Here is a 12,094-nt window from a genome sequence, read left to right on the forward strand (position 1 = left end):
CACGGGCCGGGCATACGGTCATTGTCGAAGATCAATGGCTGGTGCGTGACATGACAAGGCGGGGGAACATTGGCGGAGTCTTGCTTGGCCAGGACAGCCATTCCCCACTATTGACGTCCGTCAATGTAATACCGTCCGCGTCCGAGCATCTTGCCGCAATGCTGCAACGGAGGGAGAACAAATCATGCCGGCAGATCACCAAATCGAACACTCGCATCGTGATGAGTTTGTGCTGGCCCCCGAGAGTATCCCGTCGACCGTCTTCTGTGATCCAGGAAGCCTGCAGCAAAGCAATGCCGCGCATACCCCTGACCCGCTGGGACCTGACCCCAAGGCTTCGGTGGAAGTCTTTGCGGATCTCGGCTTGAGTTCGTCGGAGATCGCGCAGTATTTCGGTGTTCCGGAAGGTCGGATAACTCGATTGCGGAAAGTGTTGGGGCGCAAGGCAATGCCATGTTGACGAAGACTTTGCCTGGCCATTGCGCACAGACGACCGACCAGGAACAGTGAACAGAGCCGAATGTGCGAATTTGCAGTTTAAGGCACGTAGCGGGACGGCGGCGGTGACTGTATGCGTTCGAGATATTCGGCCACGGCGAGGAGCCGGGCGGGCGTGGGTTTGACGAGGCCGTTGCCGCTGTCGAAATCCACCATCGGTCCCTCGGTCAGTTCCGCGATGACCGGCATGTCCTCGCGCGGTTCTGTTCGCTTGGTATAGCCGTCGATGATCGACATCACCTCAAGCACTGGCCACACGCCGCCCCGGCGGCTGGCGATTTTCGTGAGGTCGGCCGGGCGCGTTGACAGACGCGCGGCCATCGGCCCGGTGCCGGTGCCGTCCACTCCGTGGCAGACAGCGCAGTTCCGGGCGAAAATCGCCTGTCCGTCCTCGCGGGACACTTCCGGTTCGGGTCCCGGCATGCAGCCCGCAAGGAGCAACCCCATGGGGATCAATACGTGTTTCATCATGACTCCTTTGATTGAAGCGGTCCGGGCTGGCCGGGCATTTCATACGCCATGGCCGTCGAGCGGCCCTGACAGCAGCAGGATCACCCGCCGGCGCTTTTCCATGCGCTCCTTGGCGCGCAGGAATTTCTGCCGGGCGGCCGCGAGCTGCACCAGTGCGCGTTGGCGCCGTTCGTAGATCTGGCGCAAGCGCGATTGCGGGCTGCCCATCGTCCAGCGATAGGGCTGGCTTTCCTCGGGGAACCATGCGCGTGCGGCGCGGCGTGCCCGGACCCAGCCGAGGTCGGCCTCGATGTAGCGCCGGTAGGTCATGGCGAGGAGCCGGCGGCTCTGGTCAAGATCCCTGTCCATGCGATCGTCCTTTCTTCCTGGCTCGTATCCTGTCCGTTCGGTCGTGGCGCTACTCCGGGTCTTCGTGAAGTGCGGCGTAGCGGGCAATGATCTGCTGCTGCACGGTGTCCGGCTGTCCTTCGAGGGCGCGCTGGAGGCATTGAAGCTCGCGGCGGGTCTGGTTCAGCCGGTCGATCAGCGACAAAACCAGCGGCAGGGCGTCGGCCGATATGGACATGTCGGTCTTGAGATCACGCAGAAGGCAGATGCGGGCGACATCGACCTCGTCGAAGAGTGGGCCTGCCATGCCTTCCATCGGTTTGACCCAGCCCTTGCGCACCCAGAGGCGCAGGTCCCGGAGCGTCAGCCGCTCGACACGCGTGACAACGGTGCGTTCGTCGTAGCTCATGTCGTCGTCCTACGTAGTTTCTGGCGCGGGTCGGTCTTGACGTGTTTGCGCCACTCCTTCGCGAGATCTTCCATCCGTGCGTCGATCTTGTCGGGCAGCACGATCCTGAGGCGCACGATCTGGTCGCCCTTGCCGCCCTTTGTGATCGGCAGGCCGCGTCCTTTAAGCCGTAGCCTGTCACCGGACGACGTGCCTTTGGGCACGGTCATCGCGACGGTGCCAGAGATCGTGGGCACATCGACCTTCGTGCCCAGCACGGCCTCGTCGAACGTGATCGGCAGTTCGATTTCCACGTTGTCGCCTGCGCGGGTGAACAGCGGATGGGGCAGGATGGTGACGGTCACCAGCGCGTCGCCGGGCGGGCCGTCTCCGAAGCCAGGCCCACCCTTGCCGCGCAGGCGCAACGTTTGGCCGTCGCGGATACCCGCAGGGATGGTCACCTCCAGCCGGTTGCCGTCGGGCATGGTGACGCGGCGCCCCGCGCCCTTGGCGGCGTCAAGGAAATCCACGTCGAGGTGATAGTGCGCATCGGACCCCCGGGCGTGGAATTCCTGCCGAAAGCCGCCTTGGCCGCCACGCGCCCTTTGGCCGAAAAGATCCGAGAACAGGTCGGAAAAGTCCTCGGCGCCACCCGTCCCCGCCCCGGGATCGTAGCGGCGAGCGCGCTGTTGGCCGGCATATTGGTGGTAGAAGTCGCGCTCGGGGCGCTCGTGACCCTTGGCGTCGATCTCCCCGGCGTCGAAGCGGCTGCGTTTCTCGGCGTTGCCGAGTATCTCGTAGGCCGCCGACACGGCCTGGAATTCGGCCTTCTTGTCGGCATCGCCCGGGTGCAGGTCCGGGTGCAGCTTTTTCGCGAGCTTGCGATAGGCCTTCTTGATCTCGTCCTGCGATGCCTTTTTGGCGACGCCAAGAACCTTATAGGGGTCGTCACTCATTTTGCGGTTTCACACTCATGCTAATCCAGTTCATCCCACGTTGCTTTTCCCGGCGATGCGCTTGACCCATTCCGTTATCTTCCCGGCGGGCATTGCGCCGGCCTGGCGTCCAGCCTCGCCACCGGCGCGAAAGGCGATCAGCAGGGGGATGCCGCGTATGCCGTAGGTGCCGCTCGCTTGCGGGTTGGCCTCGGTGTCCAGCTTGGCGAAACGGGCCTGCCCGGAAAGCGTGGCGGCGGCGCTGGCAAATTCCGGCGCCATGGATCGGCACGGGCTGCACCACGCCGCCCAGAAATCGACGATCAACGGCAGTTCATCCACGCGGGCGGCTTTGCGCAGCACTTCGAAAGAAATGTCTTTCGGTGCCTTGTCGATCAGCCTTGCGCCGCAGGTGCCGCATTTCGGTCCGGCGGAAAGCCGGTCTTCGGGAACGCGGTTGGTTTGCCCGCAGGCGAGACAGGCCAGTTTCACAGCCACTGTGCCACTCCTTTCGTTTTGACCGATTCTATGCCGCCTGTCGGGCCTTGTGATTGACACGCATCAATTGGCGGTACGCCTTCGCGGCGATCGGTTGGAGCACTTTGTGTCATTCGGCCTGCCGCGGGATGATCGAGACGCCGTCGCGGATGCTGTCGTTGGGGTGCAGGATCACGGTGTCGCCCGCCTGGAGCCCGGAGAGGACTTGTGCCTGGTCCGGGTTCATCTTTCCGGTTTCGATCATCCGCAGGCTGGCCGCGTCATTCACGGCCACGAATACCGCCCAGTCCGCGCCGCGCCGGAAGAGTGCGCTGAGTGGGACTTGCAGGATATCCTGACCTTCCCATTCCACAACGCGCAGGTAGACGGAAAAGCCGTGGCCAAGCGCCTGGCGGTCCTCTGCAGGGGTTGCGAGATCGAACACCACGTCGACGCGCTGTTCCTCGATCCCGAGGGCGGAGACCTTGGTGTAGGCGGAGGGCTCGATCCGGGAGATGGTGGCCTCGAGCGTCTTGTCTCCGCCCCAGCGCAGAACCTCGGCCCGGTCGCCGACCTTCAGCCGGACGGCGTCGGTCGACAGAACGTCGGCCACGATTTCGAGATCTTGCGGCTGCCCGATGGTCAGCAGGCGGGTTCCGGCGGCGACGGGGCGGGCGCTGATCGTGTCGATTTCCAGCACCTGTCCGTCCACGGGTGCCGTCAGGCTCATGCAGCAAGTCTCGGCGCTGGTGGCGTCTGCGGTTGCGTCGATGAGAGCGGCGCGGGCGCGGTCGAGCGCGCTTTGTGCGCGTTCGAGGTTCGACTCGGCTGCGCGCCGGGCGGCTTGACGCGCGGCGAGGGTTTGCTCGGCCGATTCCAGCCGGGCCAGAGAGGCGACGCCGCGATCCACCAGTTCGCGCGTGCGGTTGTGTTCACTGGTGGCGAGCTGCAGCTCCTCCTCGGCCTGGCGCAGCGTGCTTTGGGCCATGTGCAGACCGGCCTCTGCCTCGCGCGTGGCAGCTTCGGCCTGGACGCGACTGCGGGCATCGAGCGGATCGGATGCGGCCGGGTCGAGAATGGCAACCACGGTTTGGCCTGCAATGACCGGGTCGCCCACGCGCACCGGCGCGCGTCGCGCATTGCCGCGGATCGGCGCGGCAACTTCGTAAAGCTCGGCGATGCGGGTTTCTCCTTCGACATCCACGGTCACCTGCATCGGGCCGCGCCGCACCTCCGCCAAGTCGACCGGTACCGGGTCCGTCCGGAAGGCCAGCACGGCGAGGGCGCCAAGGGCCAGGGTGCCGACGGAAATTGCGATCGCGGTACTGGGTTTCATCGCTGTCCTCATTCACGTGTTTTCATGACCTGCACGAGGTCGAGAGTATCCAGGCGGCGGCGCACGACGAGTGCGGCCGCCAGCGCCGCGGCCAGCACCACGAGGCTGGCCTGCGCAAAACCTGCTGTCTCCAGCACCAGCGGGATTTCGTAGAGATCGCTCGAGGAGCCCCTTGCCAGCGCACCGGCAATCGCCGCCCCGAAGAGCCAGCCCAACGGCTGCGCCAGCGTGGCGATCAGCATGGTTTCCCCGATCAGGATGTAGGCGACCTCGCCCCGGCTGAAGCCGAGAATGCGCAGGCTGGCGAGTTCGCGGGCCCGTTCGGAAAGCTGGATGCGGGCCGAGTTGTAGCTGACGCCTGCGGTGATCAGCACGGCGACTGTCATGTAGATCGTGGTCATGATCATCAGGTTTTCGCGGATCGTCGCCTCGAAGCCGCGTTTCGCCTTGTCGAGCAGGACCAGCGCGGAGAGTTCCGGCGTTGCCTTGAGTACCTTGTGCAGGTCCGGCAGTGCGGCCGTGTCCAGTTGCAGGTTGGCGGCGGTGATACGGGGCGCTTGCCGCAAAAGCGTGTTGAGCGCGCCGAGATCCATGTAGGCGTTGAGGCCGATATACTGCGTGACGATCCCGGCGATGCGGATCTTGTGGGTCTCGTTGCGTCCACCGAGGAATTCCGCCTCGAGCACGTCTCCGGGCGCGGCCTCCAACTGCCGGGCCAGACGCTCCGACAGCAGGAGGCCCTGGCTCGGGGGTTCGATCACGCCGCCGTCCTGGGCGATGATGCGGGCAAGATCGGTTCCCGGGCGGCGGGATTCGATTGCGGTTTCCTTTTCGAGATGTCCGTGGCGCAGGACGACCGACTGGTAGTGCTGCCCCTCCGCGCGCAGCACTCCGGGAAGCCGGACCACGGCGGTCAGCGCGGTTTCGGGCACGTCCGGGTCGAACAGGAGCATGGCGTTCTGCCGGTTGGCGCGGTCGAACGTGGTGTCCATCAACGCGTCGAGCGCGGCGGAAAAGAAACCGGAGGCTACCAGCACGGCCACCGCGCAGGACATGCCCAAGAGCGTGATGCCTGAGCGCAGAGGCCAGCGCAGCAGGCTGCGGGCGATCATCATCGTGGGCTGCGACAGGCGCAGCGCGGCAATGGCGTGGTCCAGCAGGCCCTGTTTGAAGCGCGGCGGGGCGGGCGGCGCCATGGCGACCGCCGGTGGCAGGCGTGCCGCGCGCAGGGCGCTGCGGGCGGCACCGAGCGCCGCGCTTGCAATCGCGAGCAGGCCCGACAACGCATAAGCGTCCAGACTGACGTGGTAGATCAGGAAGGGGAAGTCGAAGAACCCGGCATAGAGCCGCGCGAGGCCGCGCGCCAGCCAAGTGCCCGCGCCCCAGCCGATCAGCGTGCCGCCAAGGGCGATGAGCCCTGCCAGCATGAGGTAATGCAGGCAGATGCGCACGTTCGAGTAGCCAATGGCTTTGAGAAGACCGATCTCGCTGCGTTCCAGCGCGATGATCCGACTGATGACGGCACCAACGAGAAAGGCCGATATGGCGTAGAAAATCGGCGGCAGGATCATCGCGGCGACGCGCTGTTGCTGAAGCTCGCTGTCGATGAAGCTGTTGGAGAGGTGCCGGTCGCGCCCGTAAGCACCCAGACCGCCATAGGGCTCCAGCAGGTCGTCCAGCCGGTCGATCACAGGGGCCTCCGGCGTGCCAGGAGCAAGCTTGAGAGTGACGTCGTTGAAGGCGCCGTCCATGTCGAACGCCGCCGCGACAGTGCGCTCGGGCATCCAGAGGATCGCGAAAGTCTCGTTGTCGGGCATCAGGGCGCCCGGGCCAATGGTGTAGATGAATTCGGGTGACAGCAATGTGCCGGTGACGGTGATTTCTCGTTTCTGGCCGTTCAGATTGGCATGAAACCTGTCGCCGGGTTCCAGCCCGTTGGCTGCCGCGAAAGGCGCGTTGACGGCGGCCTCGTCCGTCCTTTCGGGGCGGGGCAAACGGCCCGTGCGCAGGATCGGCATGTTGAGCTGCGCCTGAGTGCCGTCGGGGGGCAATGACAAAAGATAGGCGGATACGGTTTCCTGCCGTCCCGGCACGTCGAGTATGACATAATTGGACACGCGTGCCTCGGCGGAACGAACGCCGTCTATGGCCCGGATGTCCTGCATCAGAGCCCGCGGCGCACGCACCGCATGCGCAAAGACATCGGCAAAGCGGTTGCGCTCGTAATAGGCCCGGCGGGTCTCGTCCAGTGCGCCATAGGTGCCGAAGGTTGCCAGGAGGATGGCCACGCCGCAGGCCAGGACCAGCGCGATCGCCAGCGCCTGTTCCCAGAGCCGGACGAAATCGCGTAGGAGCTTGCGGTCGAGTGCGTTCATGCCGGCCTCACCACGAGATCTCTGCCGGCGCGACGCGGGTGGCGTTTTCTTCGACGCGGTCGATGCGGCCATCGAGGAACCAGATCACCCGGTGCGCCATTTTCCGTATCCCCACGTTGTGGGTGATGACCACCGTGGAGGTGCCGAGATCCTCGTTCACTTCGCGCAGGGCCTCCAGCACCTGCACCCCGGTCTGGCTGTCCAGTGCACCGGTGGGTTCGTCGCAAAGCAGCACCTCGGGGCGCTTCGCGATGGCGCGGGCGATGGCGACGCGCTGTTGCTCGCCGCCTGACATCTCGGCCGGGAAGTGATGCAGGCGGTGCGAGAGCCCGACGCGCTCCAGCGCCTCTTCGGCGCGCATGGGCGTGCGGGCGACGTCGGTGACAAGCTGGACATTCTCGCAGGCGGTCAGGCTGGCGACGAGGTTGTAGAACTGGAAAACGAATCCGACATGGGCGCGCCGGTAGAGCGTGAGCTGTTTGTCGTTCATGCCCGTAAGCTCGGTATCGCGGAACCAGACGCGGCCATCGGTGGCGTGGTCAAGCCCGCCCAGGATGTTCAGAAGCGTTGATTTGCCACTGCCCGACGGCCCCAGCAGAACGGCGAGCTGCCCGCGATAGAGTTCGAGGTCCACAACATCGAGGGCACGCACTTGCAGCGTGCCAGTGTCGTAGACCTTCGTCAGGCCTTCGGTCCGAAAAACGCTGTCCATCGCCATCCTTTCCGCGCCGCTTCCCAAACGGGCACTTGGGTTCTCAATGAAATGGACGAGGGCGAGTGATATGCATTGATCCTGATCAAGGCTCGTTCGAAGTAGCGCGGCAAATTTCCGGGTTGGCGAAGTCGAAGAGCGGCCGCGCTGTCGTCAAATACCAATCGAGTACTTCGTAGCCGCAATATTGGTCGTCTCACACGCTCAACATCATCGTTGAATACAGCCGAGAATGTCTGGCCATCCGCATAGATAGGAAGCTGAACTCAGGCAATGTCATCGATGCCCGGGTCCGCGATGAGTTCTTGAATGGTGAAGTCTTCTACAGCCTGCGAGAAGCCCAAATCCTGATCGAAGAATGGAGGAAACACTACAACACAAAACGCCCTCGCAGTGCTCTGGGCTAACGCCCACCGGCCCCGGAAACCATCGTCCAGATGGACCCAAGGCCAGTCATGCACTAACAATCAAATTGGATCACTCAAGTGAGGCTGATCAGTAAGGCATCACCATTGTTATCCGGAAACGACAGCTGATCCATGGTGCTGGCCAAAGCTCGCACCGGCTGTGTTTCTCCCCTTTCACAATTGATCCAGGCCGCGCGCCTCGAGACTGCGGGCCATATCGTCGGAAAGACGGATCGCTCTCACCCCGAGGGGCATCATGATGCGTCCGGGCGCATGAACGAAGTGGCGCGGTCGGACGTCGCGCAGGCGGGCGGGCCAAGTGCCGCTTAACCGGGCGACGAGGAGGATGTCCCTCATGTCACGCAATAGCAGTGGCCAAATCCGAAGGGCAAAAAGGAGGATGAGCCGAAGCCTGAACGGCAGTACGCGCTCAAACAGCGTCAAGAGGTGGGTCGGGGCCGTCAGCCGATGCAGCCAGAAGATCGGCATGGCCGTCAGCATGAACCGGACCGAGATCTCCAGCGCCAAGGCCCAGTCGACCCTGCCGTTCACGATCAGCATGCCGAGCAGCAGAACAGGCGCATGCCACGCCAAGGGCCGCGCGTCGCGAAGCGTGGCCCTTGGCCCCGCGGTTGCGATGAATAGTCCGGTTGCGAGCAAACTCAGCAGGGGCAGCCAGGTCGCCGGTGCCAGAACGCCGAACAGTGCGATGGCAAGCGCGACCATCCAGAGAAACAGTGTGCGAGTCCAGACAGTGGCAGGCCCGCGCGTATCAGACATCGATGAGTTTCCCGTTCGACATGCGAAGGTGTCGATCGGCAAAGTCCGGAACAGGACCTTGCGGATCGTGAGTAACCGCAATGACCGTCAACCCAGTACGGTGCACGATCCGTCGAAGAGCAGAGAGTATTGATGCCATAGCGCTGGCATCCAGCCCGCAAAAGGCCTCGTCCAGCAAAAGAAGGCGCGGCATCGATGCAACCGCGCAGGCTAGAACCAGCGCCTGTTTCTGGCCGTGTGACAGGGTAAGGGCAGCCTGCTCGGCGAACTGCGACAGACCGAAGATGCGAAGGCACGTCTCGGCGCCCGGTTTCGGAATGGCGCTGGCCACTTCGATCTCGCCGCGCACGGTGCGGCCGGTCAGGTGCAGTTCAGGATCTTGCAGAACAAGCGCGGTTTCTCGGGCCAGATTGCCCGCGCCTGCCATGTCTCGCCCCAGTATGCGCCGCGTGCCCGAGAGTGCCGGCATGTCGCCGGCGACCGCGCGCAGAAGTGTGGACTTGCCGCAGCCATTTGCACCGCTGACCACGGATATCGAGCCCGGCGGCAAGACAAGATCGATGTCGCGCAAAACCGCCGACGTATCTTCGTAGCCTGCCGTGAAGGACAGTAGCTCAACTGCAGACCCTGTTGGGGTGTCGGGGGCGTGATCGGGCCACTTTTCGCAAAAGCCGGCCACAAGATCCGGCTCGGGTCGAAGGCCTGTCTCGGCATGGAGCAGGCGGGTCCGGCCAGAAGGCAACCCGCCCACCGTTTCCAGGGCCTCTGCCGCGCTGACGACGACCGCACGGCCTTGGCCCAGCCATTCGGTGATCGCAGCGTCGAGCCGCCTCCGCCCGGTGTCGTCCAACTGTGCGTAAGGCTCGTCGAGAAAAAGCGCATCGGGTTCCAGCGCGTGCAGCGCGCCGAGAAGTGTCCGGCATTTCCAGCCCATAGAAAGAGCGTCGGTTCGGGCTTTGGCGCGGTCGTCCAGCCCGAAAGTCGCGAGAGCGCGGGCCGTGCGACGGGCGATTTCCGCATCCGGCATCTGGGCTGCGACCAATGCGAAGGCGACCTCTTCCTCTACGGTCTCGCCCACGAGCTGTGTCGCGGGATTCTGCCCAAGCAGAACAGCACCGGGCCAGCGTGCCGGGTGCGCCGCGCGCCAGTCGCGCAACGCTCTGGAAAGAAGCGTCGTCTTTCCGGTCCCGGTCGGTCCCGCGACCAAGGTCAACTCGCCCGGGACCGTCAGTTCGGCCGTCAATGGTTGCGCTTCGGCCAGGGCTTTGTCTCCCATCGTCCCGGCGCGGCCTCGTGGACCATCAGAACCGGGACGCCGCCGATCAGCACGGGGCGGAACTGATCCGGCACGATCACCCGGTCTTCATCCAGCGGCGGCGGCGCATCGCGCTCCATCACGGCCAGTCGCACGCCGCACTCGGCAAGGTCTGCGACCGAGTTGTCGAGCGGCCGCTCTTCCAGCGCCGTTACCTCGATGAAGCGTCCGCACCAGCCGTGCGCGGTAAGCCCGACCGCACCAAGCGCACCGATTATGCCACCATTGTCGCCGCCCAGGCCCTCGAGGATCAGGCCTTTGCCGGTGCGGATCGCGTCGGCCTGCGTCAGCACGCGGCGCCGGCAATCGACGCCATGTTCAATTACCCGGGGTGCAACGTCCCGCACGAGGCCAAGGCAGATGCCCGGATCGCTTCCGTTGGAGGCCAGGGCGCGGACATGGTCGCGGGTCGCCTTTGCGACCTCGGGCACGAGTGACGGATCGGACACGCGCACGATGGCGCAGGCCGGGCTGTTCCAGGAGGTGTAGGGAATCTCGGGAACCATCAGGAACTGATGCCGGACCACGCCGACCATCTCGGCGCCGGTCGGAAGGACGTCCTTCAGCCGCCGCGTGATCTTGCCGGTGCCAAGTTCGGCCCCTTCGACATCCGTATCCTCGACTCCGATCAGCAAAAGGCTCGGATCGAGAGGTGAGACGTGTTTCATGATACCCCCGGTGATAGTCCGCCACGTTCAAGCCGCCGTGCCACGAGAAAGGCCAGAACCCCGCCAAGCAAACCGAACATTGCCGCGGGGATCAGTTTCAGCCCCGCCGTGGTCAGTGCCAGATTCCAATCCATGCCAATCAGAAGGTTCTGTGCCAGTTGCGCAGGTCCGCGTCCCAGACCGGCGGCAAGCCCAAGCAGGGCCGCGCCCCAGAACTGCCTTGTCAACCCGAGGGCTGCCAGCGCGTCGACCATCAGTCCTGCCATGCCGGTCTGAAGCAGGACCAGCGGCCCGGTCTTGCCCAGCCCGAGTGCCATCATGGCCAGGCCACCCAAAACGCCCACGAACGTCGCCGAAAGCCCGCGCGGCACCAGCGTGCGTCCGAGGACAAGGCAGAACGCGAGAAAGATCGCGCTGTGTCCCGGAATGCCCAGCTTCAGGCGGAAAAAGATCTTCGTGCTTACCAGCAAAACCGTACATAGCGTGAGGAACATCGCCTCGCGCAGTCGAAAGCCGCCGATGTATCCCTTGTCCGAATGCCCTGTCATGGCCGTCACTTTCTCAGAAGCGGATGCGCCCGCCGACCTGAAAGGTCCGCCCGGCCTGCACGAACCCGTAGCTGTCTTGGTAATCCTCGTCGAAGAGGTTGCGGACACGTCCATAGATTTCGGCGTTCTGTCCTTCGAACGCGTGCGTGACTCCGAGGTCGACCAGGTGGAAGTCCCCCACGTTTCGAGATTGCGTTCCATTGCGGTTGAGCGTCAGGTTGTCCAGAACCGCGAGATATTGTGCATCAATGCGGGTCCCGCCGTTGAAGCGATAGCTGCCCGACAGCACGAACTTGTGCCGCGGCCGGTTCTGCAGATCTCTGGAAGGCGCGGCAATACTGCGGTTTTCGGCATCGAGAAATGTGTAGCCGAGACCCACCGTCAGGGGTTCAATCGGCGAGGCGCGATAGTCGATTTCCAGACCGCGCATCCGTAGCTTCTCGACGTTCTCGGACAGACCGCTCGGGCCGCGCTCGATATAGTCCTTGGCGTCGGTCTGAAAGAGGCTTGCGGACAGTGTCGCGTTCCAAAAGGCGAAGCTTCGGTCGATGCCGACCTCGTAATGCAGCGTCCGCTCCGGATCGAGGTTCGGGTTTCCGCGATCCGCGGCGAAAAGGTCCCGCAAAGTCGGGAATCGGATTTCTCGGGCATGCTGGGCGCGGAGCGTGGTTTGGCTGTCGAGATCGTAGGTCGCAGCGATGCGGTAATACGTGTCCCCATCTGTTTGGCCGTTCCTAGTTTGCTGAGCATAGCCGAGCCCGGCAACCAGGCCGAGCGGATCGACGGGGCGAAATTCGTATTCGATACCGGCGCTCAGTATTTCGGCAGAAGCATTTGTGTTAATGGGCTGCTGCGTT

14 protein-coding genes and 1 pseudogene are annotated in these 12,094 nt (G+C 64.1%); 2 read left to right on the forward strand and 13 right to left on the reverse strand.

The genetic code is table 11. The features are described from left to right. Positions 1-184: 184 nt before the first annotated feature. Positions 185-460 (forward strand): hypothetical protein, encoded by a 276-nt coding sequence (locus RBB18_RS14535; protein ID WP_146050048.1) that lies wholly within the window; start codon positions 185-187, stop codon positions 458-460. Between the two features lie 77 nt (positions 461-537). On the opposite strand, the gene RBB18_RS14540 is transcribed toward RBB18_RS14535, so the two are convergent. The 8 genes from RBB18_RS14540 to RBB18_RS14575 form a co-directional block, all read right to left on the reverse strand. Further along, positions 538-966: a cytochrome c gene (locus RBB18_RS14540; RefSeq protein ID WP_274593242.1), complete on the reverse strand. Its 429-nt coding sequence runs from the start codon at positions 964-966 to the stop codon at positions 538-540. A 42-nt stretch (positions 967-1,008) separates the two neighbouring features. Next, complete coding sequence (locus RBB18_RS14545; RefSeq protein ID WP_103764057.1) at positions 1,009-1,317, reverse strand: hypothetical protein; 309 nt, start codon at positions 1,315-1,317, stop codon at positions 1,009-1,011. Positions 1,318-1,366: 49 nt separating this feature from the next. Next, positions 1,367-1,705: a chaperone modulator CbpM gene (locus RBB18_RS14550; RefSeq protein ID WP_103764056.1), complete on the reverse strand. Its 339-nt coding sequence runs from the start codon at positions 1,703-1,705 to the stop codon at positions 1,367-1,369. Next, the gene (locus RBB18_RS14555) at positions 1,702-2,640 is read right to left on the reverse strand and encodes a J domain-containing protein (protein ID WP_306111221.1); all 939 of its coding nucleotides are present in this window, start codon (positions 2,638-2,640) and stop codon (positions 1,702-1,704) included. The genes RBB18_RS14550 and RBB18_RS14555 overlap by 4 nt, the downstream gene beginning before the upstream one ends. A 30-nt stretch (positions 2,641-2,670) precedes the next feature. Further along, a complete protein-coding gene (gene trxC / locus RBB18_RS14560; protein WP_103764054.1) occupies positions 2,671-3,111 on the reverse strand; it encodes a thioredoxin TrxC in 441 nt (146 codons plus the stop codon). A gap of 115 nt (positions 3,112-3,226) precedes the next feature. Then, positions 3,227-4,432: an efflux RND transporter periplasmic adaptor subunit gene (locus RBB18_RS14565; RefSeq protein WP_245890515.1), complete on the reverse strand. Its 1,206-nt coding sequence runs from the start codon at positions 4,430-4,432 to the stop codon at positions 3,227-3,229. Between the two features lie 8 nt (positions 4,433-4,440). Continuing rightward, on the reverse strand, positions 4,441-6,807 hold the full coding sequence (locus RBB18_RS14570; RefSeq protein WP_306111222.1) for an ABC transporter permease: 2,367 nt from the start codon (positions 6,805-6,807) through the stop codon (positions 4,441-4,443). A 7-nt stretch (positions 6,808-6,814) separates the two neighbouring features. Then, on the reverse strand, positions 6,815-7,519 hold the full coding sequence (locus RBB18_RS14575) for an ABC transporter ATP-binding protein (RefSeq protein ID WP_371931658.1): 705 nt from the start codon (positions 7,517-7,519) through the stop codon (positions 6,815-6,817). 203 nt (positions 7,520-7,722) lie between these two features. Between RBB18_RS14575 and RBB18_RS14580 the strand changes: the two are divergent. Next, positions 7,723-7,926 (forward strand): annotated as a pseudogene (locus RBB18_RS14580) (integrase core domain-containing protein); the annotation flags it as partial. A gap of 174 nt (positions 7,927-8,100) precedes the next feature. Here RBB18_RS14580 and RBB18_RS14585 read toward each other — a convergent pair. From RBB18_RS14585 to RBB18_RS14605, 5 genes are all read right to left on the reverse strand, one after another. After that, positions 8,101-8,706, reverse strand: coding sequence for an energy-coupling factor transporter transmembrane component T (locus tag RBB18_RS14585; RefSeq protein WP_103764050.1), 606 nt, complete (start codon positions 8,704-8,706; stop codon positions 8,101-8,103). Continuing rightward, entirely contained in the window at positions 8,699-9,982 is a 1,284-nt protein-coding gene (locus RBB18_RS14590; RefSeq protein ID WP_306111223.1) for an ATP-binding cassette domain-containing protein, read from the reverse strand. The genes RBB18_RS14585 and RBB18_RS14590 overlap by 8 nt, the downstream gene beginning before the upstream one ends. Beyond that, complete coding sequence (locus RBB18_RS14595; RefSeq protein ID WP_103764048.1) at positions 9,946-10,689, reverse strand: hypothetical protein; 744 nt, start codon at positions 10,687-10,689, stop codon at positions 9,946-9,948. The genes RBB18_RS14590 and RBB18_RS14595 overlap by 37 nt, the downstream gene beginning before the upstream one ends. Then, entirely contained in the window at positions 10,686-11,237 is a 552-nt protein-coding gene (locus RBB18_RS14600) for a hypothetical protein (RefSeq protein ID WP_103764047.1), read from the reverse strand. The genes RBB18_RS14595 and RBB18_RS14600 overlap by 4 nt, the downstream gene beginning before the upstream one ends. A gap of 13 nt (positions 11,238-11,250) precedes the next feature. Then, a partial coding sequence (locus RBB18_RS14605; protein ID WP_306121254.1) for a TonB-dependent siderophore receptor occupies positions 11,251-12,094 on the reverse strand: 844 nt, incomplete at its 5' end.

It is taken from the genome of Roseovarius sp. MMSF_3298 (assembly GCF_030733705.1).
Taxonomy (GTDB): Bacteria; Pseudomonadota; Alphaproteobacteria; order Rhodobacterales; family Rhodobacteraceae; genus Roseovarius; species Roseovarius confluentis.